Below are 23277 nucleotides of genomic sequence, written 5' to 3'. Positions count from 1 at the left end.
CTTCCGACGTCTCGGAAAACCAAGTAGTTATCTCTAAGTTACTTTTAATAACGGCTCAAAATTCAGAAGCTTTAGAAAAACTTTCAAAAAACCACAAATTAAATATTAAAATCAAATTTATCAGACACTTAAAATTTCACATTTTTTATAACAGTGGCAGCCTTCAATTGAGAATGCATTTAAAAGTGTTCAAAAAACACACTAATCACTGTTTGAGTTATCCTATATAGAGAAATGAATAGTCGCCAAAGAGCTCAGATTGGTATGCTTCTTATACAAAGAGTTGAGTTGTTTGTCGTGAAACAAATAAGTGAGATCGAGGTTTTGCGGATTTGAAAGGTAAACTAGACGATCTAAAAGAAAATAAAAGTGTAGAAATAGAAAGGAAAAAGCCCCTTTCCCTGTTAAGGAAACGGGGCTAGTTGGCGTGTCAGAGCCTGTGCGGAGATCATCGAGAAATGAACACATTTCCGACGCGCCGTTGCATTCTTACCGTAAAAATGGATAGCAGGTGAGAGATGAGAGAGCTAAACACCCGATAGTAAGTATGCTTGCCAGTTTCCCTTGCTACGCAGTTCACGTCTGAACACGAGTAGCAAGTTCAACCAATAACTATTGCAATAGTGATATTGCAGAGTTAGGCAACTGTTTTGCTTGAGCAAGTATTGATGTACCTGCCTGTTGCAGAATTTGAGCTTTGGTCATTTGCGTTGTCTCTTTCGCAAAGTCTGTATCTTTGATTCGGCTGTTTGAAGCGTCTACGTTCTCTTGAACATTTGCCAAGTTATTAATACTGTGGCTTAAACGGTTCTGCTTCGCACCCAAATCAGCACGCTGTGAATCGACATACTGCATCGCAGAATCAATTACACCGATTGCGTTTTGTGAACCAGCAACGGTATTCAAGTCGATATCCTGAACCAATGAAGTTCGACCTTCACTTTTAAGGCCTAGCTCAGAGGCTAAACTGCCCGAGATCGACATCGCGCCTTCTAAATCAGGTTCCGCAACAAATATTTGCATGCGACCTTCATCCGTCACAGACGCATTCACTAGATCAGATTGGCCGTTAATGTAAGTTGCTAGTTCTTCGATATCTTCACCCACTTTGGCGCTTATATCGAGAACAATGGCTTCACCCGCTTTAGTTTTAAATTCAAACTTAAGGTCTTTTGCTGTTGGTGGAACTTCCCAACTATTGTCTTTAGCGTGTTCAGAGTCGAACGTCGTTCCTCCCATGCGGAAGTCATCAGCACGAATACTGGTTAACGCCATGATCATAGCTTCACCAGAGTTTGAACCAATCTGGAATGAAGCTTCACCGAATGAACCATTCAATAGACGACGGCCACCGAAAGCAGTGGTCTCTGCGATACGGTTAAGCTCATCTTGAAGTGCCATTGTCTCTTCGTTTAGCGCTTGACGCTCTGCCGGAGAGTTGGTGCCGTTTGATGATTGAATCGCCAAGTCACGCATGCGTTGTAATACGTTCGTTGATTCATTCATCGCACCTTCTGCTGTCTGAGCAATCGAAATACCATCATTAGCATTACGCATTGCTACATCCAGACCACGTGATTGCGCGGTTAAGCGGTTCGAGATTTGCAGGCCTGCCGCATCATCTTTTGCGCTATTGATTTTATGACCTGATGACAAACGCTCCATAGAAGTCGCTAAGTCATTAGACGATTTATTCAAGTATCGCTGTGCTGTCATAGCAGATACGTTAGTGCTTACATTAATAGCCATATTGCTCTCCTTATGAGTTCGCAAAGTCACTGCGAAGCGGCCAGCTTTACTCTCATATGGATAAGCACTGACCGTGTATTACGCGATAAACCCTAGATAAGGTTTAAGATCTGTATTAATCATTTATGAAAATTATAAAAGCATGTTGTGTGCCAACTTTTATTTTAATTCCAATAAACCTAAAATAAACATAAAAAACAAACACTTAAACTACAACCCCCCATAAGAGCTAATTATATCAAGTCGAGAAAATAAGATATTGATATCTCTCGTTGCCGTTTTTTGCCGCTATTTTTCAAACATGCCACACTGAACAAAAAAGTGGCAATCCATAGAATTATTCGCACATATGGCATAGCACATACGGCAGAGAATTAACCCCAGATTAACGGCTGTTCATAGCTAAATATAATTAAACAAGGTCAGGTCTTTCGTCTTGCCAAACGCTTGTTGTGAAGCTTGTAGCGCTCGAGAGTTTTCATTGAATTCAATGATGGCTTTCGAATAGTCCAAGTCTTCAAAATTGCTTTTTGCTTTCGCTAAAGACAACTTAAAATCTTCATGTTGCTGCTCTTGAATATCCAATGTACTCAAACGAGCACCGACATCCGTTCTCGCCTTAGTCAAATGAATAAACGCGGCATGAAATTCTTCGGTCATTTGGTGCAACTTTGCCGTTGCCGATGCATCTGATACAGGATTTTCTGCCTGTTCGGCGGTCTCTTTGAACGTATCAAAGATAGAGAATGTCTCTCTCGGCTCTAAAGTGATCGAGTCACCTTTCGTGATCTGTCCTTTGAATTGGATATTCAAACCTTCATAAACAACTCCCTTCGAAGGGTCAAAATCTTCTGCAGCAACCACTGCACCGTCTTTTTCAAGCTGATAAGCGAACTTGCCCGTCTGCATATCAACAAAAGTGACTTTATAAGTTGCACTATCGTCAGCTGTATTAGTTGCACGCCCTAGCAATAACTCAGAGGCTGGTTCAAGGTCATACTGAGGTTCGTAATCACCGAACGGGTTATCTATTTCCATAAACAACTTACTGCCCGGATCGTTCATTGCCATTTCAAAGCTCGTTGCTACTCGCATCTTTCTTTGATAGTCATCACCTTGATAAGAAACATTCCCTTCATTATCTTGAAAAAATGGCTGGCTCTTGGGCTTGGTTCCTGAAAATGTGTAGTTACCTGACTCATCTTGAGTATTCGCTAAATGTAGAAGATTATTCGATAACTCTTGAATTTCACGTTTCTTCGCTAAGCGGTCTTCCGGAGAAAGTGCACCGTTAATCATTTCCATCACGGTTCGTTTTGCTTCATCCGCGAACCCTTCCGAGTTGGCGACCATGACTTCATGATGTTCAAGGCGGTTTCTAATTAGAGTGATCGCATCGACATACTGTTTAAGTTGCTCAGATTGCTGGCCGATGTTTTGTAAATAATGCGTCGCCAAAGGATCATCACTCGCCGACTGTAATTTCTTACCGGAAGCCAGTTGTGCTTGATTATGATGCACCTTGTTTTCTTGGCGGCGAAAGTCATTTTGTACTGACTGATAATTATGAAAGCTAGAAATACGAGTCAACATTTATATCTCCTACCTCAAAGCCAAAATAGTATTAAACGTATCATTGGCGGCTTGCATGATGCGTGAAGAAGCCATGTACGCTTGCTGAAATTTCATCATATTTGCTGCTTCTTCATCTAGGTTCACCCCAGAGACTGAAGCAATACGTTCTTGAGCTGACTCTTTTTCTAGCCTAGCAATATCACTCAAGCGATTTGCCGTTGAAGATTTCAAGCCCGTATTGGTATTCAAGTTGTGGTAAAGATCTAAAATAGTAGACTCACCATCATCCAAGACTTTGCCTGTTTGGAGATCTTGCAATTTACGCAAGTTGCCATTGTCACCTTCTGATGGGACAAGGTTTGCCGTAAATTTATCGTTTGCCACCGCGCCCGGTGTAAGTTCAAACGTTGTGCCATTAATTGTCACAGGGCCTTGTGGTGGATACGGTTGAGGCTGCATAAGTATGTTGCCCTTAGGATCGGTAACTGCAAACTGTTCGCCCTTTGGTGACACGATCACTTCAAATTCTCGTAATTGACCTGCCGCCAAAATTTTGAAACCTGCAGTGCCTTTGGCAAAGGTAGTTGATGCCTCATAGCTTTGCGCCGCAATATCTTTAGGGTCTTTGGTTTCCATCTGAATCTGCGCGGCAAAGTTGCGAGTTGGGCGTAGTAAAAGCTTCTCACCCAGTTCAGGCGGATTTCGAATTTCCACTCGCATGCCATCTAAATAAAAGGCATTGCCGGTTGAATTAGTGCTAACTTTTACCGTTTCACCATCTGGCTTAATCACCACATAATCGCTGCCATCGTATTTCAGACCATACTCGCCGCCTTTCAGAGCAGAAGTATCATCAATATAAACCGCGACATCCGCTTTAGACTGTCCATGAGCAGTAACACGAGACTTAGCCACTAACTCAGAGTTCACATCGGTAAACAGGTTTTTACCTACATTGCCATTGAGATCCAAACCTTGCGATTGCAGTGCATTGACCTCGTATGAAAACGCGGTCGCCAAACGACCAAGCTCATCCATAACTGCAGGAATATGTTCATCACGCATGTCTAACATCGCGCCGATTTGTCCATCAATATCGCGGTTAGTAATCGCCTTTAATGACTTTCCTTCTACGATAGCAAGACGACGCTGATGTGCATCTGGTACGCCATCGACCATTTTCAGTTGGCTCGCTTCTGTACCAGAAACTAAGGTATGACCATTACCGATATGGACATTAAACCCTTCATTATTAGCTCGTGGTGTCACCGTCACTTTAGTGTAACCAGAAAGCTCATTAACTAGCTGTTCGTGCTGATCTTGTAGATCATTATGAGGTCCGGGAGTTCGTACCATTAGTCGCTGAAGATCACGGATCTCGTATGCAATTTGGTTAACTCGCTCGATACCCATGTCTAATTTCTTATTCGCAGAATCAGACTGTTGACGAACGGTTTCATGAAATTCATTTAACGTTTTACTTAATAACCCAGCTTTTTCTATGACGACTTTTCGTGTACCCACATCATTCGGCGTATCAGCGAGCGTCTTAACAGAATCAAACCACTCATTAAGGTTCTCTGGGATTTTCTTCGAAACAACCGATGACAACATGCTTGACAGCATATCCAGGTTAGCTTCGGTATCCGCTTTGTTAGCGGCATTGGTTGTTGATAGGTTAAGTTCCTTGACGGCAAATTGGTCCCACGAGCGGCGAACATTTTCCACATGCACACCCATACCGTAGGTTTGACCACCGTACTGGCGCGGGTCATTCACACCTTGAACCACAGACTGGCGGCTATAGCCTTCTGTGTTGGCGTTAGAAATGTTATGACCTGTGGTGTTTAGCTGTCTCTGAGCAGTAAGAACACTTTGTGCTCCTACATTCAGAAGATCCGACGCCATAATGCCCCCAAAAAACTTAACAAAATCAGCATGAACTGATTAACTACTACAGCTTATTATTAAGATAAATAGCAATATATGTGCCAATAGAAACAACGGAGAGTTAAAATACAATAATTTGTTGAAGTGTAAGGAGAAAACTATGGATGGCGCGTAAGACTGAAGGGGCGGATAAGAAAAGAGCCTGCCGGTGGCAAGCTCTCGAGTGCATTCAATAACGCTATTTCATCTCATCAATCTTAGCTTTAACTCGTAAAACTTTGTCGGCATAGTTAGGGTCGGTTGCGTAACCCGCCTGGTGAATGCCTTTGATGAAATTCTCAGAGTTACCTTGATGCTGCAATGCCGTTTCGTATCTTGGGTTTTCGTTCAAGAACTTCACGTAATCATTAAAGCTATCTTCGAAATTAGAGTAAGAACGGAAAGAAGCAGACTCTTTAACGGCTGTTTTACCATGGAACTCTAGAGTTTGAGTAGCAACCTTATCGCCCTTCCAACTTCTATCAGCTTTGATGTTGAATAGGTTGTTGCTGTTGCCCAAAGAGTTCTTAATCATCTTAGAACCCCAACCTGTTTCAAGTGCCGCTTGTGCCAATAGCAGTGATGAATCAACACCGAGTGCGCTCGCCGCTTTTTCAGCGTAAGGCTTCATTGAGGCAACAAACGATTCTGGAGAGTCGAAGGAAACGGGTTGTTTTGCTGCTGACACGTCTGTTACTGACATAGCTTGCGCAGATTGAACTTCAGGTGCTCTATCTTCTGAACGCCCCGAGTATTGCGGTCTTTGCAGTGAAGTATCAAAGCCTTCATTGCGAACCTTATCTTCAGTTGCATCATTTGCTTGACCAGCACTTAACTGAGCTACGATCATGTCCGCAAGACCGAGCGAACCTGACGCACTGAGTTCACTCGCCATTTGGTCATCTTGCATCTGACGATAAAACTGTTCATTCTGGCTGTTCAACATATCTGACTTAAAGCTCGAGTTCGCATCACGCATCGACTTAAACAACATCGAGGTAAAAATAGATTCAAACTGTTTTGCTGCAGCGGTTAGCGCTTCTTTTTCACTGCCTTCTTCACCGCTTACCGCTTGTTGACGAAGACGGTCTAGGCTACCAATATCGTGAATAAAGCCGATGTCATTGTTATTTTTAATCATGCTTTATCCCTTAAATAATGATCAACTGACCTTCAATTGCACCCGCTTGTTTCAGTGCTTGAAGGATTGCCATTAAATCAGAAGGTGCGGCGCCGACTTCATTGACAGCGCGTACCAAATCATCGAGCGTTAAACCGGGTTCGAACTTGAACATTTTACCATCGGCTTCGGTTACTTCGATGTCCGAATCAGGAACGACTACCGTTTGACCACCAGAGAATGCGTTAGGTTGACTCACGTTTAGATTTTCTTTGATTGCGACTGTCATGCCGCCGTGTGTTACTGCTGCTGCTTTTAAGCGCACATGCTTACCAACAACAATAGTACCGGTACGAGAGTTAACAATGATTTTTGCAGAGCCCTCTGCAGGGTCAAATTCGATGTTTTCGATGGCAGACAAAAAAGCCACACGTTGGCTGATTTCACGTGGCGCACGAACTTTTACAGAAGTCGCATCGACCGCAGACGCCATTTGAGGGCCTAGGAAATTATTAACCGCATCAGCTAAACGCTGAGCCGTAGTAAAATCAGATTGGATTAAGTTGAAAGTGATGTAGTCACCACGACCAAATGGGGTTGGGATTTCTTGCTCTACCGTCGCACCGCTAGAGATGATACCGACGTTTGGGTTGTTACCAACGAGCTTAGAACCATCGTTGCCTTGAGCACTAAAACCACTCACAACCAAATTACCTTGTGCCACAGCGTACACTTGACCGTCTAGACCTTTAAGAAAAGTCTGCAGCAAAGTACCACCACGAAGGCTTTTTGCTGAACCAATAGACGACACCGTTACGTCTACTTCCTGACCTTGCTTAGAGAATGCCGGAAGTTCAGCGGTAACGATTACCGCCGCAACGTTTTTGGTTTTTGGCTTGGTGCCAGGCGGCAATTGAATGCCAAAATTTTGCAGCATTGCGTTAAACGTTTGATCGGTAAAGGGAGTTGTCTCACCGGTGCCCGGCAAACCTGTGACCAAACCATAACCGACAAGTTGGTTACTACGAACACCCGCTACTTTTGCCACGTCTTTTATACGCGCGGCATGAGCACTGGTGGCAAGAAATAGCATGCCGAAGAGTACGAGTGTCAGTTTTTTCATTGAGTAACCTGTCTGTATTGCTTTAATTTATAATGAGTTAGCTTGAAATTAGATAATTCTTAAAGTGCCAGTATGTCGACACAGTCTCAAGCTCTACAAAGATACATTAAAGAATCGTGCCAAGAACCCAGGTTCTTGCATATCTTTCTGCACACCCGTACCTGAGTACTGAATTCGTGCATTCGAAACACGGTTCGAAGCAATGGTATTCTCAAAGTCGATATCGTCAGGGCGGATGGTGCCACTTAAGCGAATGTACTCATCACCCGTATTCAACGTCATCCACTTTTCACCGCGAACCACTAGGTTGCCATTAGCTAATACTTCAATAACTTCAACGGTAATGTAACCGCTAATGCTGTTACTTTGGTTAGCTGATGCATCTCCAGCAAAGGTGTTGGTGTTACTCAGATCGTAAGAAAAGTTGTATTTACCAAGTTCTAGATTTTCACCACCTACAGCTAACGGTTCCATCGATGCATCGTTCGATTTAGACATATCTGCATTAGCTTTTTTAGTCGCTCGCGTATTCTCATCTAACGCAACTGTAATAATGTCACCAATTCCGCGAGGTTTTGAGTCGTCATACATGCTACCAATGTGGTTAGCATTGAACAGTGAGCCTGTTGCTGCCGCATAATGCTCTTGTTTTTTCTTCGGGTTAATTGGCGCCCATGCAGGATCACCAGCAATAGGGTCAGTTCTATCTCGAAGTGTGTCGATAATACCAGAGCTTTCCTGGGCAGCCTTGTCGCCTTCTACAGCATCAACCACTGTGGTTGCGTTCTCTTGCGCCGGAGTTTCAATTGGCTCCAGTGTGGTACAACCCGTCATAGATAAAAACAGAGCTAAACAAACAATACGTTTCATGGCGATGTACTCTCAGCAGACAATAGTAAACAGAACGATTAAAAGAAATAAGTAAACAGCGAATTAACCAGCTACAGCTGTTGGTTAACGAAGCTCATCATCTTATCTACCGCCGAGATAACTTTTGAGTTCATTTCGTATACACGTTGAGCTTCGATCATGTTAACCAACTCTTCAGTTACGTTTACATTAGATGCTTCAAGCATAGACTGACGAACATTACCTAAGCCATTCAACCCCGGAACGCCCTCTTGCGGGTCACCACTTGCACCTGTAGGCAAGTAAAGGTTTTGGCCAATGGGCTCTAAACCACCTGGGTTTACGAAATCAGTAATGGTGATTTGACCAACCACGACGTTGTCTTGCTGACCACGTAGACGAACCGACACCTCACCATCGTTACCAACCGTTACCGAGATCGCGTCTTCAGGAATAACGATTTCGGGTTGTAGGGCATAACCTTGACCCGATGTTACGATCGCACCGTCACCGTTCAATGTGAACTGACCATTACGGCTGTAACCTGTTTCACCGTCTGGCATCTCAACTTGGAAGAAACCGTCGCCTTCAATCATCATATCTAGACTATTCGACGTTGTTTGTGCGTTACCGTGAGTGTGCACCTTTTGAGTTGCAACTACCTTAGAACCAGCACCCAACATCAAACCACTTGGCAACTCAGTATTCTGAGACGATTGGCCACCTGGTTGGTTAATATTCTGATAGAACAAATCTTCAAACACCGCACGGCTCTTTTTAAAACCAATGGTTGAGGCGTTGGCAAGGTTGTTTGAAATTGTTGAAATATTGGTTTGTTGGGCGTCTAAACCGGTTTTACTTACCCATAATGCTGGATGCATAGCAATTTCCTTAAAATTCTATTAGCTCATACGAAGCAGTGAATCAGACGACTTGTCCATTTCCTCTGCTGTGCTCATCATCTTGACCTGCATTTCAAACTGACGTTGTAAGTCAATTAAGCTGGTCATTTCACCTACGGCATTTACGTTACTGCCTTCGATAGCACCTTTAAGCAACGTTACCGCTGCATCTGCTTCGTATGCCTGATCTGGTTTTTTCGAACGGAAGAGGCCATTCGTATCTTTAAACAAGCTTTGGTTATCTGGACGCACAAGCTTGATACGATCAACTACGGCTAATTCTTCAGCTGGAGCGCCTTGAGGAATCACCGAAATCGTACCATCTGTACCAATTTCTACTTTACTGATTGGGATTGGGAGCGTGATTGGTGCGTCGTTTTCACCAAGCACTAAATGGCCACTTGCGTTGGTAAGCAAACCGTTTTGGTCAACCCTTAGGTTACCGTTACGGGTTAAACCTTCACGGCCAGTATTGTCCATTACTGAAATCCAACCATCACCTTGAATGGTGACATCGAGATCTCGGCCAGTAGTAACCACACTACCCTGAGCGAAATTATGACCCGGACGCTCTGTCATGCTGAAAACACGAGTAGGCATGCCTTCGCCATACGCTTGCATTGAACGTGCCTGTGCTAAATCAGCACGGAAACCCGTTGTACTTACGTTGGCGAGGTTGTTTGAACGCAGCTGCAAAGCCTGCATATTTTGCTTAGCGCCACTCATGGCAAGAAACAGTGCGCGATCCATAATTTTGCTCCAAAAAATCATTTTCTGGAACTAATAAAGCAAACACTATGCCAATATTTTTAACTGTTATTTATCAAAAACTTAAATGAAAAAACAACAAAAAAGACTGATCGCAAAGGATCATTGAGGAAGAATTGTTGCCAGAGGCATTACCGGGCGGCAATAGGGGCGGCAAATAGACAAGCAAGCAGCCATACGTAATTCACCAACAATACCCAATTCAATAACATTGAATTGGGTATTCGCAGATGATTCAAACGCTCGAAACGATTAACGAATCTGAAGAATATTCTGTTGTAGTTGGTTGTGTACTTCTAGAGAACGAGAGTTCGCTTGGAAGTTACGTTGAGCAGAAATCAAATCAACCAATTCTTGAGTCATATCGATATTCGACTGCTCTAGTGAGCCATTGTTGATACTACCAAATGAACCTTTATTTGATTCACCCCAGATTTTATCACCTGAAGCCTTAGTAGAATCCCATTGAGTGCCGCCTTTCTTATCTAGACCATGCTCATTAGGTACACGAACTAAACCTACGCGGCCTAGTATCACATTTTCACCGTTTGAGTAACTGCCTAGAACACTGCCGTACTCATCAAAATCGATTTTCGTTAAGAAACCAGTTGTCGCGCCATCTTCATCAAACCTAGACAGTTCGAATGGAGCGGCAAACTGAGTTGAAGAATCCAGACCAAAGTTAAGTACCTGTGTCGGATCTGCACCGTTCAAATCAACTGCGTTCTCACCAGCGCCGATTGGATCAGATAGAATTGGCTGACCACTGTTAAGGCTTGCTAAGGTACCGTCATTGTTGAATTTCATGGTGTGACCAACATGACCTGCTGAATTCGTCGCGTCGCCACCAGTAATGTTTACCGGCTTCTCGCCCGTTTCATCTGACATGGTGTAGTACGTTTGCCAAGTATTCGGTTGAGTCTGATCTTTTAGGTAGTAAGTCGTTAACTTGTAAGACTGTCCCATAGAATCGTAGACCGTCGAAGACGTTGCACGGTTATAGGTATCTGGATCTTTGAAATCAAATGTTGCCGGGTCTTTAAGATCACCGTTCGCAGGAAGGTTAACCCCTACTTCAATGTTTTCTGTCTGTTTAGGCTTACCAAACTCAGCTGGAATGTCGAGAGGCTTTGGTGCATAAGAAAGAACTTCACCCGAGTTTGGATCGACATCATAACCTAAAAGAAACTCATCATTGGCCGTAACCATGTAGTTGTCTTTGTTTAGGTGAAATGCACCATTACGCGTTAGTTCATTGATCTCTGGCACCATACGGTCTTTCGATACTGCAAAGAAACCTGTACCACTTACACGCAAGTCCATTGGGTTATTCGTATAGATACTTGAACCTTCATGGAACTGTTGTGCCACTTGGCTAGCTTGCGCACCGCCTCCTGGCGTCGTTTTTGCGTTAGTGAACAACGAGCTTGAGTAAACATCCCCGAACTCCGCACGAGACTCTTTAAAGCCAAATGTGTTTGCGTTCGCAATGTTGTTACTGGTTGTATTCAGGTCTAACTGTGCAGCGGATAGACCGCTTAAAGATACATATGACATTCCAATATTCTCCTAATCTAGCTAGCATAATCACTCTAAAAAGAGCTACGCTTTACCAACTTCTAGTACTTCAGCAAGTCGTACTGGCGATGTAAAACCAGCCAGATTGAGTAGTACGTTGCCATCGCCTTTACCAAGAAGCACACTGTTCACGTTCGCATAACTCGACACTTGGAACTCTGTGTTCTCACCTTCCAATAAACCCGACGCTTTCACGTTGTATTTACCGGCCGGCAATGGATTACCGTCTTCGTCTTTTCCGTCCCACTCAACACGCGTGTCACCCGATGGTTTTGAGCCGATATCAAAAGTGCGAACCAATTGGCCAACTTCATTCTCAACACGGACCATTACATTGTCCATTGCCTGAGGAAGCTTAACCATTGACGCCATACCGCCATCACCTTGTTTCACACCTGCCGCTCCAGGAACCAATACATCGCGGCCAACCAAAGAAGATGCCTGCAGTGCTTGGTTAGAGGTCATTGATGAATTCAAGCTTTCAAACTGTGTATTCATTTTGCCAATGCCATCTACGGTCGCAAATGAAGCCATTTGCGCAATCATCTGGTCATTGCTAACCGGCTTAAAAGGGTCTTGTTGTGCAAGTTGCTTAGTCAACAACGATAAGAAGTCATCTTGTTTAAGATCTTGCTTACCTGTCGTTTCATCGGGCTTCTTAGCACCATCTTGAAGACTCTTCAGCTGGTCAACATAGGACAAGCCGCTTTGACCAACATTGTTGATTCCAGCCATTTGCTACCTCCTTATCCTTATTGACCCATCTGCAGCGTACGCAGCAGCATTTGTTTACTCGAGTCAGCAACCTGTACGTTTGTTTGATACGCACGTGATGCTGAAATCATGTTTGCCATTTCTTCCATAACGTTCACGTTAGGCTTATAGATGTAGCCTTCGTTGTTCGCTAACGGGTGATCTGGGTTGTACTCCGCATTCAGCGGTTTATCGCTTTCTACGATACCTAATACTTTTACTGGCACAGTGTGACCACTATTACGTGCCTGATTTAACTCAGCGCCAAACACTGCGTGGCGAGCCTTGTAAGTGTCTTTAGCAGAGCTACTTACACTGTCTGCGTTAGCAAGGTTACTTGAGGTAGTATTTAGACGAACAGATTCAGCACTCATCGCAGAACCAGTCACATTGAATACATTAAATAAGCTCATCTAGTTATTCCCCTTTTATCGCTTTAGTTAAATTCTTGAACTTACTTCCTAAGAAGTCGAGAGAGGCTTGATGCCTAATTTGGTTTTGCATGAAAAGATTTCGTTCCAAATCCAAATCAACCGTATTGCCATCTCCAGTATCAGGTTGCGTAGGAATTCGATACTTCGTTTCCCCATTCACCGTTGTTGAGGCAGAAATATGCCGACCGTCTGTTCGGCTAAGACCAATGCTTGCCCCAGAACTTGCCGCCTGCAGTGATTTATTAAAGTCTAATCCCTTTGCTTTATACCCAGGCGTGTTAGCTTGCGCGATATTGGTGGAAAGCACCTCAGCGTTACGCTCACGTACACCAACTGTGTGCTGGTGAATGCCTAAAGCATTGTCAAAAGAAATAGCCATGTAAACCTCAACTCAAGAACTGACTGTTATGAAATAACCTAAGCAATATATATACCAACTTTAAAAACAAAGTGGCCGACCATTACTTTTACAGGTTACTCGTGGGTAAACTTGCAATATACAAGCCAACAAATAGAGTAAATTGGAATGTCACTCTGACTTAAAGATATAGATTAAATTAGAAAAAGAAAACCCAGCACTTGGCTGGGTTTTAAATTTGGACAGTAATATTGCACCTTAAAGTGGTGACACTAATTACTTTAATTTGTAGATGATGCCTGGATTACAGCGAACCATTTCAAAACGATCCGTTAAGCCGGTTAACGATTCAGACGCACCCAATAACAAGTAACCACCAGGATTCAGGCTATTTGCCATCTGGTTAAGTACTTTTGACTTCATATCTGGAGAGAAATAAATCAACACGTTACGACAAAAGATAATGTCGAATTTGCCTAACAGTGCATAGCTCTCCATCAAGTTCTGAGGACGGAAGTTTACCATTCGCTTAACGTTGTCTTTCACTTTCATACGACCATCGCCAGCATCTTCAAAGAAAGTGCGACGGCGCTCAGGAGAAAGTCCTCGGCCCAAGGCAAGGTTGTCATAAGCGCCGGTGCGGCACATATCCAACATACTTGCTGAAATATCAGTAGCGGTAATCGATACATTTGGCAACATACCCGGCTTACGTGCTTGGGTCTCAAGTATCGTCATAGCCATTGAGTATGGTTCTTGGCCTGAAGAGCTTGCCGCAGACCAAATCTTGATAGGACGTTTATTTGCCGCTATTTCCGGTAGAAGTTTATCCGCTAGTACAGCAAACGGATAAGTATCTCGGAACCAAAGTGTCTCGTTAGTCGTCATAGCATCCACTGCCGCCACTCTCAACTCACGGTTTCGACCTGTCACTACATCTCTTAGCAAATCAGACAATGAAGCAACATTAAACTTCGTTACTAATGGGCTTAGACGACTGCGCACTAAATACTGCTTACTGTCACCTAATACAATGCCACATTGAGATTCTAAGAAACGGCTGAAATCGCGATACTCTTGATCACTTATTGTTATAGCAGTCATTAATGTCTCTTTTAGTTAGTTAACGCAGCTTTAACCGCGCCACCAAGCTCATCAGGATTGAATTTCGCGATGAAGGAGTTAGCCCCTACACGCTCAACCATGGCTTGGTTAAATACACCACTCAATGATGAGTGCAAAATTACGTATAAATCTTTTAGTTCTGCGTGACGACGAATCTCAGCAGTCAGCGTGTATCCATCCATTTCAGGCATTTCGATATCTGAAATCACCAATGAAATTTGATCGTAAATACTGCCTTCCGATGCCATTTTCATCAGAGTCTCATAGGCTTCTTTACCATCTTTAACAGCAATGACCTCAAAACCAATAGATTCTATAGCACGTTGAACCTGCTTACGAGCAACCGTCGAGTCATCAGCAATCAAGATTCGGCGAACCAATTCTTTCTCTTGTTCAACTTCTGCAATTTCCTCTGCGATTCTGCTATCCATGGTTTCATCAACAGGCGAGATCTCAGCAAGAATCTTTTCAACATCCAGAATTTCAACCAATTCATTATCGATGTTGGTTACCGCTGTTAGGTAATTATCTTTACCTGAACCATCTGGTGGTGGAAGAATAGCTTCCCAGTGCATATTAACAATTCTATCTACAGAGCTTACGAGGAATGCTTGGATAGTACGGTTAAATTCAGCAATCACCACAAAGCACTTATCGATATCAGATGTAGGACGTCCGCCTACCGCTAGGCTCAAATCAATGACAGAAACTGTCTGACCACGAATATGAGCCACACCTTTTACGAGATGATGTAAATTTGGCATTAAAGTCAGACGAGGGCATTGTAAAACCTCTTTCACTTTAAATACATTAATACCGTAACGCTGACGCCCCATTAGGCGAAAGGTTAGTAATTCTAATCGGTTTTGACCGACGAGTTGCGTACGCTGATTCACTGAATCAAGAATACCCGTCATGAGCTCATCTCCATATCAAACTTTTTGGATAGAAAGTGTTAGTCTACTGCAGGCTACGAACCACTAGAGAAATAAAATGACATATCATAAAGCAAACATATATCTTTTTCCCATAGCTATGTGTAGAACTATTTTTAAAACTGTCGCTAAGTTTATCGGCATTCTAACAATATTGTTTAGTTTTTTTACACACGCGGCAACGCCGGAACAAATTGACATGATCCAATCAGCGGCTGAGCAACACATCCTTGACTCGGTGGAGCAACCGCGAGGCGGTGAACTTTTTGTTAATTCCGCTAATGTAGACTCTAGAATCAAAGCTACAAATTGTCCTATCCCCCTCGAGACAAGTGCCTCGACAACAACCAACACTCGCAGCAGCATTACTGTTTTAGTTCGTTGTGTTCCTGATGAATGGCGTGTTTACGTGCCAGTGCGCCTTTCAATGTCAGTACCACTTGTCACAACGACTCGCTCACTGGCGAGAGGCGAAATTGTCGGTCAATACGACGTCACGACTGCGATGATTTCTCTCAACAAATTTCGTCGCCAAGGCTTTACCACTCCACAACAAGTCATCGGTGCTAAGGTAAAAAAGAACCTAAGACCCGGTGATGTTGTCGAAAGAGGCGATATTTGTGTCGTATGCCGAAATGAGAAGGTTATCATACAGGCAGTAAAAGGTGGCATGACCATTACCACCAGAGGTACTGCACTTACCGATGGCTCAATGGGTGATCAAGTTAGGGTGAAAAATGACAAATCACAGCGTATAATCGAAGGTATTGTTACCAGCATGTCTGAAGTCACGGTTTACTTTTAACACTTCACTTTAAAGTGTCGGTATCGTTAGCGCTTTTATTCTCAACTCTAACATCCAATTATAACGGTTGAGGTGTTTGGTTCGTTTTCGACTATTGAGCTTAAAATTGCTAAAGTATTCTCACCCATGGTCGATATTGACTGTACAGGTTCCCATTTTGAAGAAAAAGGCTTAACTATGGCAGGTATTGATAATATTCGTTCAGGGCAAACCCTAGCGAGCACTAACCGCTCAGCAGTACGCTCTGATTCTAAGTCTGAGGCATCAAGATCTGATGCATCATCTAAATCACCAGCAAGCAAAGATGCGGTTTCACTAAGCCAACAAGGCAAGGCGATTGGTCAACTCCATCAAGAGATGGCAGCACAACCAAGTTTCGATTCAGTGAAAGTCGCGGCAATAAAAGAAGCGATCGCAAATGGTTCATACACTGTTGATCCAGAAAAGTTGGCCGACAACATGATGAAATTTGAAAACGAATTAAAAGGTCTTTAAGCAAACATTAGCTTTAAAATAAAGTTATTATCTTAAAGTACACGAGGTTATTAGTAGGTTACATTATGGCGGCACTAGCAGATTTAGTTAATTTCCAACTTCAAAATGCCAAAGCCTTATCTGAATTATTGAGTTCAGAGAAAATCGCTATTACAAGCCGACAATCAAGCGATATTGAGCGAATAGCCAAAGAGAAAGTGGTTCTTGTTGAACAACTAAGATCAACCGATCAACGAATCGCTGCCCATACTAATATATCTGAACTGACCGAGAACCCTGAACTTGCTCAGTTAGTCACAACCATCAAATCCATAGTGCACGACTGCCATCAAGCGAACTTGGTAAATGGCGAAGCCTTGAATCGAGCACACCTTAGCTTCAAAAAACTCAGCAATATGATGCAGCAAAGTCACGGCAAAATTGGCATGACCTACAATGCCGGAGGCCAAACGCATACAATTTCTACGCTAGGAACCAACGTTAAAGCCTAGTTAGGTAAACCACCTCCTTCTCATATCTGTATCTGTATCTGTATCTGTATCTGTATCTGTATCTGTATCTGTATCTGTATCTCAGCCTACCCTTCTCGTTACACCAGTCAAATCTCCCACTAAACCTGTGAATGTACTCCCCAAGCCGATAAACAAAAAAGCGGCAAGTACTTTAATACTTACCGCTTTCTTATTCATAACCGTTACTGGTTGCCGTTACGCCATCTGGAAAGCGAATAGCAGCCAATATAAAAGGAGAAACCTATAACTAGACGATCCTTAAACTAGAACAACGTTTGTTGTCTCTTCTCAGGCACTGGCTGAACTTCGCCATAATTACGCAGTTGTTCCATTTTTTGGATATCTAACCGCAGTTCAGTCACATAGCTGTCGCCAACAGGGTAACTGCGCACCACTTCGGCACCACGGATAACACCATCAACCGCGCCTGAAGTTCTCTCAGTACCAAGACGCTGATCTTCAAGCTCAGCTCGACCACTCACGCGCATACCATACACTTGCTCGGCAAGTTCACGATACGCATCAATTTTAGAGGCTCTCATTGCTCGAATACGTTTCTCTTCGTCATTACGACCTTTCTGCTCGCTGACACTCGCGTAGCCAACCGCAACCAAAAAGTCATTAGGTCTCATGCTTTGTAATGGTTGGCAGCCGACAAGCAATAAAGCGGCAACAACAAATATTAACTTCTTCATCACGAACTCCTAAGGGCGAAGAATAACAGTATGAGGCTGACTGATCGTTGGATCAGAACGAATAATAACCCCATCTTGAGTTCGAATACTGTTCAGAGTATCTAAGTCACGACCAATACGGTCTGCAGGTAAAAAGCCTTGTGCGGAAGCAACAACGATGCGAGTTTGCATTCCGACCACACGAGCATTCACTAGAACACCGCCTTCTTGACGAAGCATAGTTCCAGTCAAAACATACTGGACGTCTTGCTCTTGGGCTAAGTCTTTCCAATCGCGGCTAATAGCAAAATCCCCCTGGTGGGTCACTTGGATAGAGCCTGTGGTTTTAAAATCAACCACTTTAAAACCTCGACGCTGAAACTGATGAATGAAACCTTCTGATACCGAGTTTCCTAACCAACTGGTTGTGTCCATGTGTTGCAGATCGACAAACGAGGTAATGGCAATGGGTGTTCTGGCTGAAATACTCGTATTCGACAAGATCAAATCTTCGGTCATGCTTTCCACGAAAAAATCCATGGTATGACGCGGGCTGTCCATCAACATAAACGGACTGCCTGAATACTCAGATTTACCGTTATAGATTGGCGAATAAGCGCATGATGTCATTAACATGACACTCATTACTACGAGCCATTTTTTCATTCTCTTATCTCCAGATATATTTAGTGCTTGCTGTTCCAATATGTTCTCGCCATGACTCTTTTCAATGGATTACAATGTTGGAACAATCTTTGCTTTTCATTAATGGTTCAGATTATGAAAAACGCACTTGAGTCAGCTTTAAGCTTATAGATATTTGTTAAGCAATATTTATACCCAACTGGTAACGAATAGATGAAAAAAATAATTTATTACTTATTTTCAATAAGTTTACTGACAACCATCAGCTTCAGTACTCATGCCTCTTGGTATGAAGTTACCGGTACTGCAACCATCGTATCGTCAGAGGATGCGGCAAGGGTTCATGCCCTAGAGGATGCCGTTTACAAAGCCATACAGTTCTCTGGCGCTGACATCGGCAGTATTGCAAACCTCACCCCCTACTTAGATGCAAAAAAGAAAGAATTTCAATTTACCAATCATGAAGTGCGCTACATCTTAGTAGAAAAAGAGAAGAAACGCGGTGGCAATATAATGGTCACTGCAAGGATAGACATCTACCCTTCGGCAAGTGCTTGCCATGAAAGCCAATATAAGAAGACGTTTTTGGTCGGTAATATTGATGTAAGCTCTCCACAACAAGCTGTGATGGGCCGAATCTATAACATTGGTGATGATTTTGGCCATGTCGTTAACCGACAACTGGCGCAAGAATCTCGCAGTTTTGTCTCTGTTGGTACAACAAATTACGACATAGACAAGCGTCGACCGGAAGTGATCAAAATGATCGCACAAGATACGGGGGCACAGTACATCATAGGTGGTGACATCACCGACTTAACCGCAACCATTGAATCGAAGCTTTTGAAAGACGACATTATCAATCGCCAATTTGCGTTAGAAATGCAGGTATTCGATGGTAAAACAGGTCATCAGGTTTACAACCGAAGCTATCGTGAAGTAGCAAAATGGCCATTTGCGAAGACCAGTGAAATCGACACACGCAGTGCTCGTTTCTGGGCATCAACCTATGGCAGCATGATGCTTCGTGTCAGTCGTAATATTATGTTGGATTTAGAATCGGAAGTATCTTGTAAAATCACGCTTCCTGAAGTTGCTGCTGTGTTTGGGAATATGGTGACCATTGATTTAGGCCGAATACACGGTGTAGAACAAGGTGACAAACTTCAGCTTTGGCACACAGGTTCATTTATCGACCAAAGAGGCTTGCCACGCAATAAGGTCTCTCAAAGCGATATCACCCTGACGGTTTCTCGCGTTTATGAAAACGAAGCTGAACTCACCATTGATCAACCAAGCCTTGCGGGAAGCATTCAAATTGGTGATGTAATGCAGAAAATCATGTAGTTAGCAGCACCATCAACTCATGTTTTCTAATAAAGCCTTAGCAAAAGTACTAAGGCTTTATTTTTTTCATGAGGATTAGTTTCGGTTTCGCGGTATTTGTCGTAACCTTATTAATAACATAATCATCATTTAGCAAACTATGAGCCAGAATAATCTAATTGGTGCTACCGGTTACCGCTTTATCTCGAAAGGTAAGACCGCTTTTAAGATCCACATTCATACACCCGACGATACGGTATTACATCGTTCAGTTGGCTTTGTTCGTATGGGGGAAGACAAAGCACTCAAGAAAACCATCAAATTAAGAGATGAGCTGGGTAGACAGCTTTGGGGCAAGTTTTGGCCAAAGGTCCTCAAAGAACCCTATCTCATGACACGTCTGCCTCATAGTTTAGAGCCTAAAATTGTATTTAAGCCTAATCCAACGCAGAGTGACCCTGAACATCGCGACGAGTGCTACATAGCGAAATGGCGTGTTTTCTCTGAGAATGGTGATTACAAATACAGAACGAAAGTATGTTCTATACGGAAACACGGTCGACTCGCAGCCTACAGCCAAACCAAACGAGCACTGCTTGAAGCTCACAAAGATGTGATTGAGCTGCTTATCTTTATGGGACGATTGAACAGCATTGATCTGAAGTAGTATCAACCTCGATAACTTCGTTAGAAACTTTGGATTCTGACGTACTGGAGTTGGTACTCGAGCTGAGAGGCTGATTATCAGATACAAAAACAGCCGCGCATTGCGGCTGTTTTGATTTATGGCTAACCATAGTGACCATTTAGCATGCTATTACATACTAAATAGACCATCTAGCTTCGGCGTATCTCTGCCAGCGTCTTCAATCGACGTTTTGACTCGTTTACATAGGGGTTGCTTTGATCCCATGCGTAGCCCGCCAAAATCGAACATACCATTTGCTTTATCTTCGGGTTTGGTTCTTGATAGAAAATCACATCCTGAAGAGCCCCCGAGTACCACCCTTCAACATACGTTCTAAAAGTATTTACCCCAATCATCAATGGTTCAGCGTATTCACGATCCCAGTCGACTTTCTCGCCATTGAGTTGTTTTTCCACACACTCAACCACAAACTGAGCCGACTTCATCGCAATAGTCACTCCCGATGAAAATACAGGGTCAAGAAATTCCCCTGCATTACCCAGTAATGCATACTTATCGGTTGCAAGATGTTTAACGTTGACAGAATAGCCACCAATTTCGCCTGCGGGATTTGGATACTCCGCATTTGCCAAAATCTCGGCCAAGCCCGACTCTTCTGTTGCCAGCTGCTTAATCGCCGAAATCTTGTCTTCTGGGTATGATTCAAAGAATTTAGGTTCCCCTACCACACCGAATGAAGAGACTCCGTTACTGAAGGGAATCAACCAATACCAAACATCAGGATTGGTTGGATGTACCGAGACCAAAATTTTACTGCGATCGTATTCAAGATCAGTATCCGTTGCTGAGATATGATCATTAACATGTGTGAAGATAGCTTTGCGCGGAGGAAGTCGTGATGGCTCTTCTAAATCGAGCATCTTGGGTAACACTCGACCAAAACCACTACCATCCAGGACGTATTGAGCCTCTAACTGATAACGCTCTCCACCCTGTATTTGTACATCTAGTATAGTATGGTCTTCAGCGAAATTAATGCCTATCAGTTCATGTTGGTAATCAATGGTAACACCCTGCGCTTCAGCACAGTCTGCCATTACCTTATCAAAAGTACCTCGTTGAACCTGAAACGTCGTTCCCGGCCCAGAAGAGAACTTATCTTCAAAATTAAACGCCGTATAAACACCATTTTTACGAAAAGCCGCGCCATCTTTAAATTGGAAGTTAGCATTAGCCACAGCTTCGCTCATGCCCGCTTGTTCGATCACTTCCATGCACGCTGGTAACAGGCTTTCACCAATAGAAAAACGGGGGAAAAGGCTTTTTTCAATCACTCGAACATCGATGCCTTTTTTATGAAGCAAAGACGCCGCAATAGACCCTGATGGGCCAGCTCCGATGATCACTACTTGAGTTGACAGTTTTTTCATTAATTTAAGCCATGTTTACCATGATTATTTCGCGCTAGCTTTCAGCTCCAGAAGCGTATGCCCAAGACCGATATCGTCGGTACGAGTCACCACATCAAAGCCAGCCTCTTCCACTATCTCTAGGAAATCTTCACTGCGGTAAAAGCGGCTGTTGCCGTTGGCCAAGCAAGTGAAGTAGAGAGACGTCGCATTTAAGCTATAAGAAGCCGCATCGTATTTCTGTGCATCCCAAAACAGTTCAAGAATATAAACAGTCGCGTCTTCTGACATATGAGAGCGAACACGCTTTAATATGCTAAGAATTTCCATTGGCGAGAAGCAATCAAGGAACTGACTCATCCACCACACATCCGTACCTGTCGGCAGCGCTTGCTGTTTATCAAGCATGTTAGCGGGGAATGGAGTCACTCGGTCTTGATGACCGTGCTGTGTTGCGTTTGCCATTGCCATTTCTAATTGCTGCGGCAAATCGACAATCGTCACCTCGACATCAGAGTCGTAGTTACAACATTGCATTGCCCACTTACCTGTATTACCGCCAATATCCACCAGCGATTTAGGCTTCTTACTGAAAACTTTCTCAAGTAACACAGGGAACGAACGATCTGAGTAGAAATGATCAAACTTAAACCAACTCTCTTTTGCTTTTTCTGGCAATTGAGACAAACCTTGGTAAATCGTTTCCCAGTCACCCAGCTCTTTCAAGCCCGCGGGTGTACCTTCTTCAATCGCTTCAGTTAAATGCATCATCGCGGCGTAACAGACATCAGCCGTGAAATCCATATTTGCGTTGGTCATGCCATCGTGCAATAGATAAAAACCTAGGTTAGCCATTTTATAATGAGGCTTATCCCAAGTAACGATGTGAGCACTCAACGCCATATCAAGCAGAACTTTGACACCGTATTCGGATACACCCGTTGCTTGAGAAATAGTTTCAGCGGGTAAACCATCATTGCCCGCGTCATCTAACGCTTTCAAAATACCTAAATCACGAAGTGTACGAGCTGTATGAAAAACAATAGGAGCAAAAGACAATTTTTGCGCTTCTGTTTTTGCTTCTAATGCGTTAAATGGATCTAATTTATATTCCGACACGAAAAACCTAACTTTAAAATAATAGAGAGCTACATAGCAGCCATTTGTGCAAGCTTGCGTTTAATATCAACGTTCAAGTTATTAACCCAACGGTTGTAATTACGGTGAATTTCACCATCGTCGTACTTCAAATTCTCTGATTCGACGTAAAGAATAGAGTAAAACTTATCATTATATGGAATATCAACCACAGCATGATGTGAACGGACATACAGTTCAGCACGGATTAGGCCTGGCTTAATTTCTGAAACCAACCAACCTCGGTTCTCAGCAGACTCATAAATCGCTGATTTCACCTGTTTACTTTGAAGATTCAAAGCAACTGGAGTATCCTCAACATTCATTACAGGTTGGACACGTCCACAGCCTGCAAGAACGAGTATAAATAACATTGAAACGGCTATTTTTAGTAATTTCATTTAAACTCCTTACCCGTGTTTATTTA

24 protein-coding genes are annotated in these 23277 nt (G+C 43.2%); 5 read left to right on the top strand and 19 right to left on the bottom strand.

The features are described from left to right. Nucleotides 1–612 precede the first annotated feature (612 nt). The 14 genes from ACED28_RS14630 to ACED28_RS14565 form a co-directional block, all read right to left on the bottom strand. Complete coding sequence (locus ACED28_RS14630) at nt 613–1749, bottom strand: flagellin (protein WP_017100665.1); 1137 nt, start codon at nt 1747–1749, stop codon at nt 613–615. A gap of 402 nt (nt 1750–2151) precedes the next feature. Beyond that, a complete protein-coding gene (flgL, locus tag ACED28_RS14625) occupies nt 2152–3342 on the bottom strand; it encodes a flagellar hook-associated protein FlgL (protein WP_017100666.1) in 1191 nt (396 codons plus the stop codon). Nucleotides 3343–3351: 9 nt separating this feature from the next. After that, nucleotides 3352–5232 carry a flagellar hook-associated protein FlgK gene (flgK, locus tag ACED28_RS14620; protein WP_371710144.1) on the bottom strand — a complete coding sequence of 627 codons (1881 nt, stop codon included), beginning with the start codon at nt 5230–5232 and terminating at the stop codon, nt 3352–3354. Between the two features lie 220 nt (nt 5233–5452). Continuing rightward, nucleotides 5453–6394, bottom strand: coding sequence for a flagellar assembly peptidoglycan hydrolase FlgJ (gene flgJ, locus ACED28_RS14615; protein ID WP_371710143.1), 942 nt, complete (start codon nt 6392–6394; stop codon nt 5453–5455). 10 nt (nt 6395–6404) lie between these two features. Next, nucleotides 6405–7496 carry a flagellar basal body P-ring protein FlgI gene (locus tag ACED28_RS14610; RefSeq protein ID WP_017056857.1) on the bottom strand — a complete coding sequence of 364 codons (1092 nt, stop codon included), beginning with the start codon at nt 7494–7496 and terminating at the stop codon, nt 6405–6407. A gap of 93 nt (nt 7497–7589) precedes the next feature. After that, complete coding sequence (flgH, locus tag ACED28_RS14605) at nt 7590–8366, bottom strand: flagellar basal body L-ring protein FlgH (RefSeq protein WP_012603427.1); 777 nt, start codon at nt 8364–8366, stop codon at nt 7590–7592. A gap of 71 nt (nt 8367–8437) precedes the next feature. Beyond that, complete coding sequence (flgG, locus tag ACED28_RS14600; protein ID WP_009848570.1) at nt 8438–9226, bottom strand: flagellar basal-body rod protein FlgG; 789 nt, start codon at nt 9224–9226, stop codon at nt 8438–8440. Nucleotides 9227–9247: 21 nt separating this feature from the next. After that, nucleotides 9248–9997 (bottom strand): flagellar basal-body rod protein FlgF, encoded by a 750-nt coding sequence (flgF, locus tag ACED28_RS14595; RefSeq protein WP_371710142.1) that lies wholly within the window; start codon nt 9995–9997, stop codon nt 9248–9250. A 270-nt stretch (nt 9998–10267) separates the two neighbouring features. Further along, entirely contained in the window at nt 10268–11572 is a 1305-nt protein-coding gene (flgE, locus tag ACED28_RS14590; RefSeq protein ID WP_017100669.1) for a flagellar hook protein FlgE, read from the bottom strand. 45 nt (nt 11573–11617) lie between these two features. Then, the gene (gene flgD / locus ACED28_RS14585; RefSeq protein ID WP_009848573.1) at nt 11618–12328 is read right to left on the bottom strand and encodes a flagellar hook assembly protein FlgD; all 711 of its coding nucleotides are present in this window, start codon (nt 12326–12328) and stop codon (nt 11618–11620) included. A 17-nt stretch (nt 12329–12345) separates the two neighbouring features. Then, nucleotides 12346–12759, bottom strand: a complete 414-nt coding sequence (flgC, locus tag ACED28_RS14580; RefSeq protein WP_009848574.1) for a flagellar basal body rod protein FlgC — start codon at nt 12757–12759, stop codon at nt 12346–12348. Nucleotides 12760–12763: 4 nt separating this feature from the next. After that, nucleotides 12764–13159, bottom strand: a complete 396-nt coding sequence (gene flgB / locus ACED28_RS14575; RefSeq protein ID WP_009848575.1) for a flagellar basal body rod protein FlgB — start codon at nt 13157–13159, stop codon at nt 12764–12766. A gap of 255 nt (nt 13160–13414) precedes the next feature. Next, nucleotides 13415–14242 (bottom strand): protein-glutamate O-methyltransferase, encoded by an 828-nt coding sequence (locus ACED28_RS14570; protein WP_009848576.1) that lies wholly within the window; start codon nt 14240–14242, stop codon nt 13415–13417. Between the two features lie 11 nt (nt 14243–14253). Continuing rightward, on the bottom strand, nt 14254–15180 hold the full coding sequence (locus tag ACED28_RS14565) for a chemotaxis protein CheV (protein ID WP_009848577.1): 927 nt from the start codon (nt 15178–15180) through the stop codon (nt 14254–14256). Between the two features lie 76 nt (nt 15181–15256). Here ACED28_RS14565 and flgA point away from each other — a divergent pair, with 76 nt between their 5' ends. The 3 genes from flgA (at nt 15257) to ACED28_RS14550 (ending at nt 16989) form a co-directional block, all read left to right on the top strand. Beyond that, the gene (gene flgA / locus ACED28_RS14560; protein WP_371707868.1) at nt 15257–16003 is read left to right on the top strand and encodes a flagellar basal body P-ring formation chaperone FlgA; all 747 of its coding nucleotides are present in this window, start codon (nt 15257–15259) and stop codon (nt 16001–16003) included. A 177-nt stretch (nt 16004–16180) separates the two neighbouring features. Then, complete coding sequence (gene flgM, locus ACED28_RS14555; RefSeq protein WP_029223115.1) at nt 16181–16498, top strand: flagellar biosynthesis anti-sigma factor FlgM; 318 nt, start codon at nt 16181–16183, stop codon at nt 16496–16498. 65 nt (nt 16499–16563) lie between these two features. Further along, nucleotides 16564–16989 carry a flagella synthesis protein FlgN gene (locus ACED28_RS14550; protein WP_086048932.1) on the top strand — a complete coding sequence of 142 codons (426 nt, stop codon included), beginning with the start codon at nt 16564–16566 and terminating at the stop codon, nt 16987–16989. 284 nt (nt 16990–17273) lie between these two features. Here ACED28_RS14550 and flgP read toward each other — a convergent pair whose 3' ends face one another. Together flgP and ACED28_RS14540 are read right to left on the bottom strand one after the other, a co-directional pair. Further along, entirely contained in the window at nt 17274–17705 is a 432-nt protein-coding gene (flgP, locus tag ACED28_RS14545; RefSeq protein WP_012603423.1) for a flagellar assembly lipoprotein FlgP, read from the bottom strand. 9 nt (nt 17706–17714) lie between these two features. Then, nucleotides 17715–18350 (bottom strand): FlgO family outer membrane protein, encoded by a 636-nt coding sequence (locus tag ACED28_RS14540; RefSeq protein WP_012603422.1) that lies wholly within the window; start codon nt 18348–18350, stop codon nt 17715–17717. 192 nt (nt 18351–18542) lie between these two features. On the opposite strand from ACED28_RS14540, the gene ACED28_RS14535 reads away from it, so the two are divergent. Together ACED28_RS14535 and ACED28_RS14530 are read left to right on the top strand one after the other, a co-directional pair. Further along, entirely contained in the window at nt 18543–19676 is a 1134-nt protein-coding gene (locus ACED28_RS14535; RefSeq protein WP_017099160.1) for a flagellar assembly protein FlgT, read from the top strand. Nucleotides 19677–19815: 139 nt separating this feature from the next. Next, nucleotides 19816–20322 (top strand): hypothetical protein, encoded by a 507-nt coding sequence (locus ACED28_RS14530; RefSeq protein WP_009848584.1) that lies wholly within the window; start codon nt 19816–19818, stop codon nt 20320–20322. Between the two features lie 170 nt (nt 20323–20492). Here ACED28_RS14530 and ACED28_RS14525 read toward each other — a convergent pair whose 3' ends face one another. From ACED28_RS14525 to ACED28_RS14515, 3 genes are read right to left on the bottom strand one after another with little or no spacing between them, the layout of a single operon-like run. Next, nucleotides 20493–21734, bottom strand: a complete 1242-nt coding sequence (locus ACED28_RS14525) for an NAD(P)/FAD-dependent oxidoreductase (RefSeq protein ID WP_371710141.1) — start codon at nt 21732–21734, stop codon at nt 20493–20495. Between the two features lie 24 nt (nt 21735–21758). Next, the gene (locus ACED28_RS14520) at nt 21759–22832 is read right to left on the bottom strand and encodes a methyltransferase (RefSeq protein ID WP_009848586.1); all 1074 of its coding nucleotides are present in this window, start codon (nt 22830–22832) and stop codon (nt 21759–21761) included. Between the two features lie 29 nt (nt 22833–22861). Further along, nucleotides 22862–23251, bottom strand: coding sequence for a hypothetical protein (locus ACED28_RS14515; RefSeq protein WP_017103990.1), 390 nt, complete (start codon nt 23249–23251; stop codon nt 22862–22864). Nucleotides 23252–23277: the final 26 nt, after the last annotated feature.

It is taken from the genome of Vibrio sp. 1F253, assembly GCF_041439295.1.
GTDB classification, from domain to species: Bacteria; Pseudomonadota; Gammaproteobacteria; order Enterobacterales; family Vibrionaceae; genus Vibrio; species Vibrio tasmaniensis_A.
This window is presented reverse-complemented; position numbering and strand designations above follow the sequence as displayed.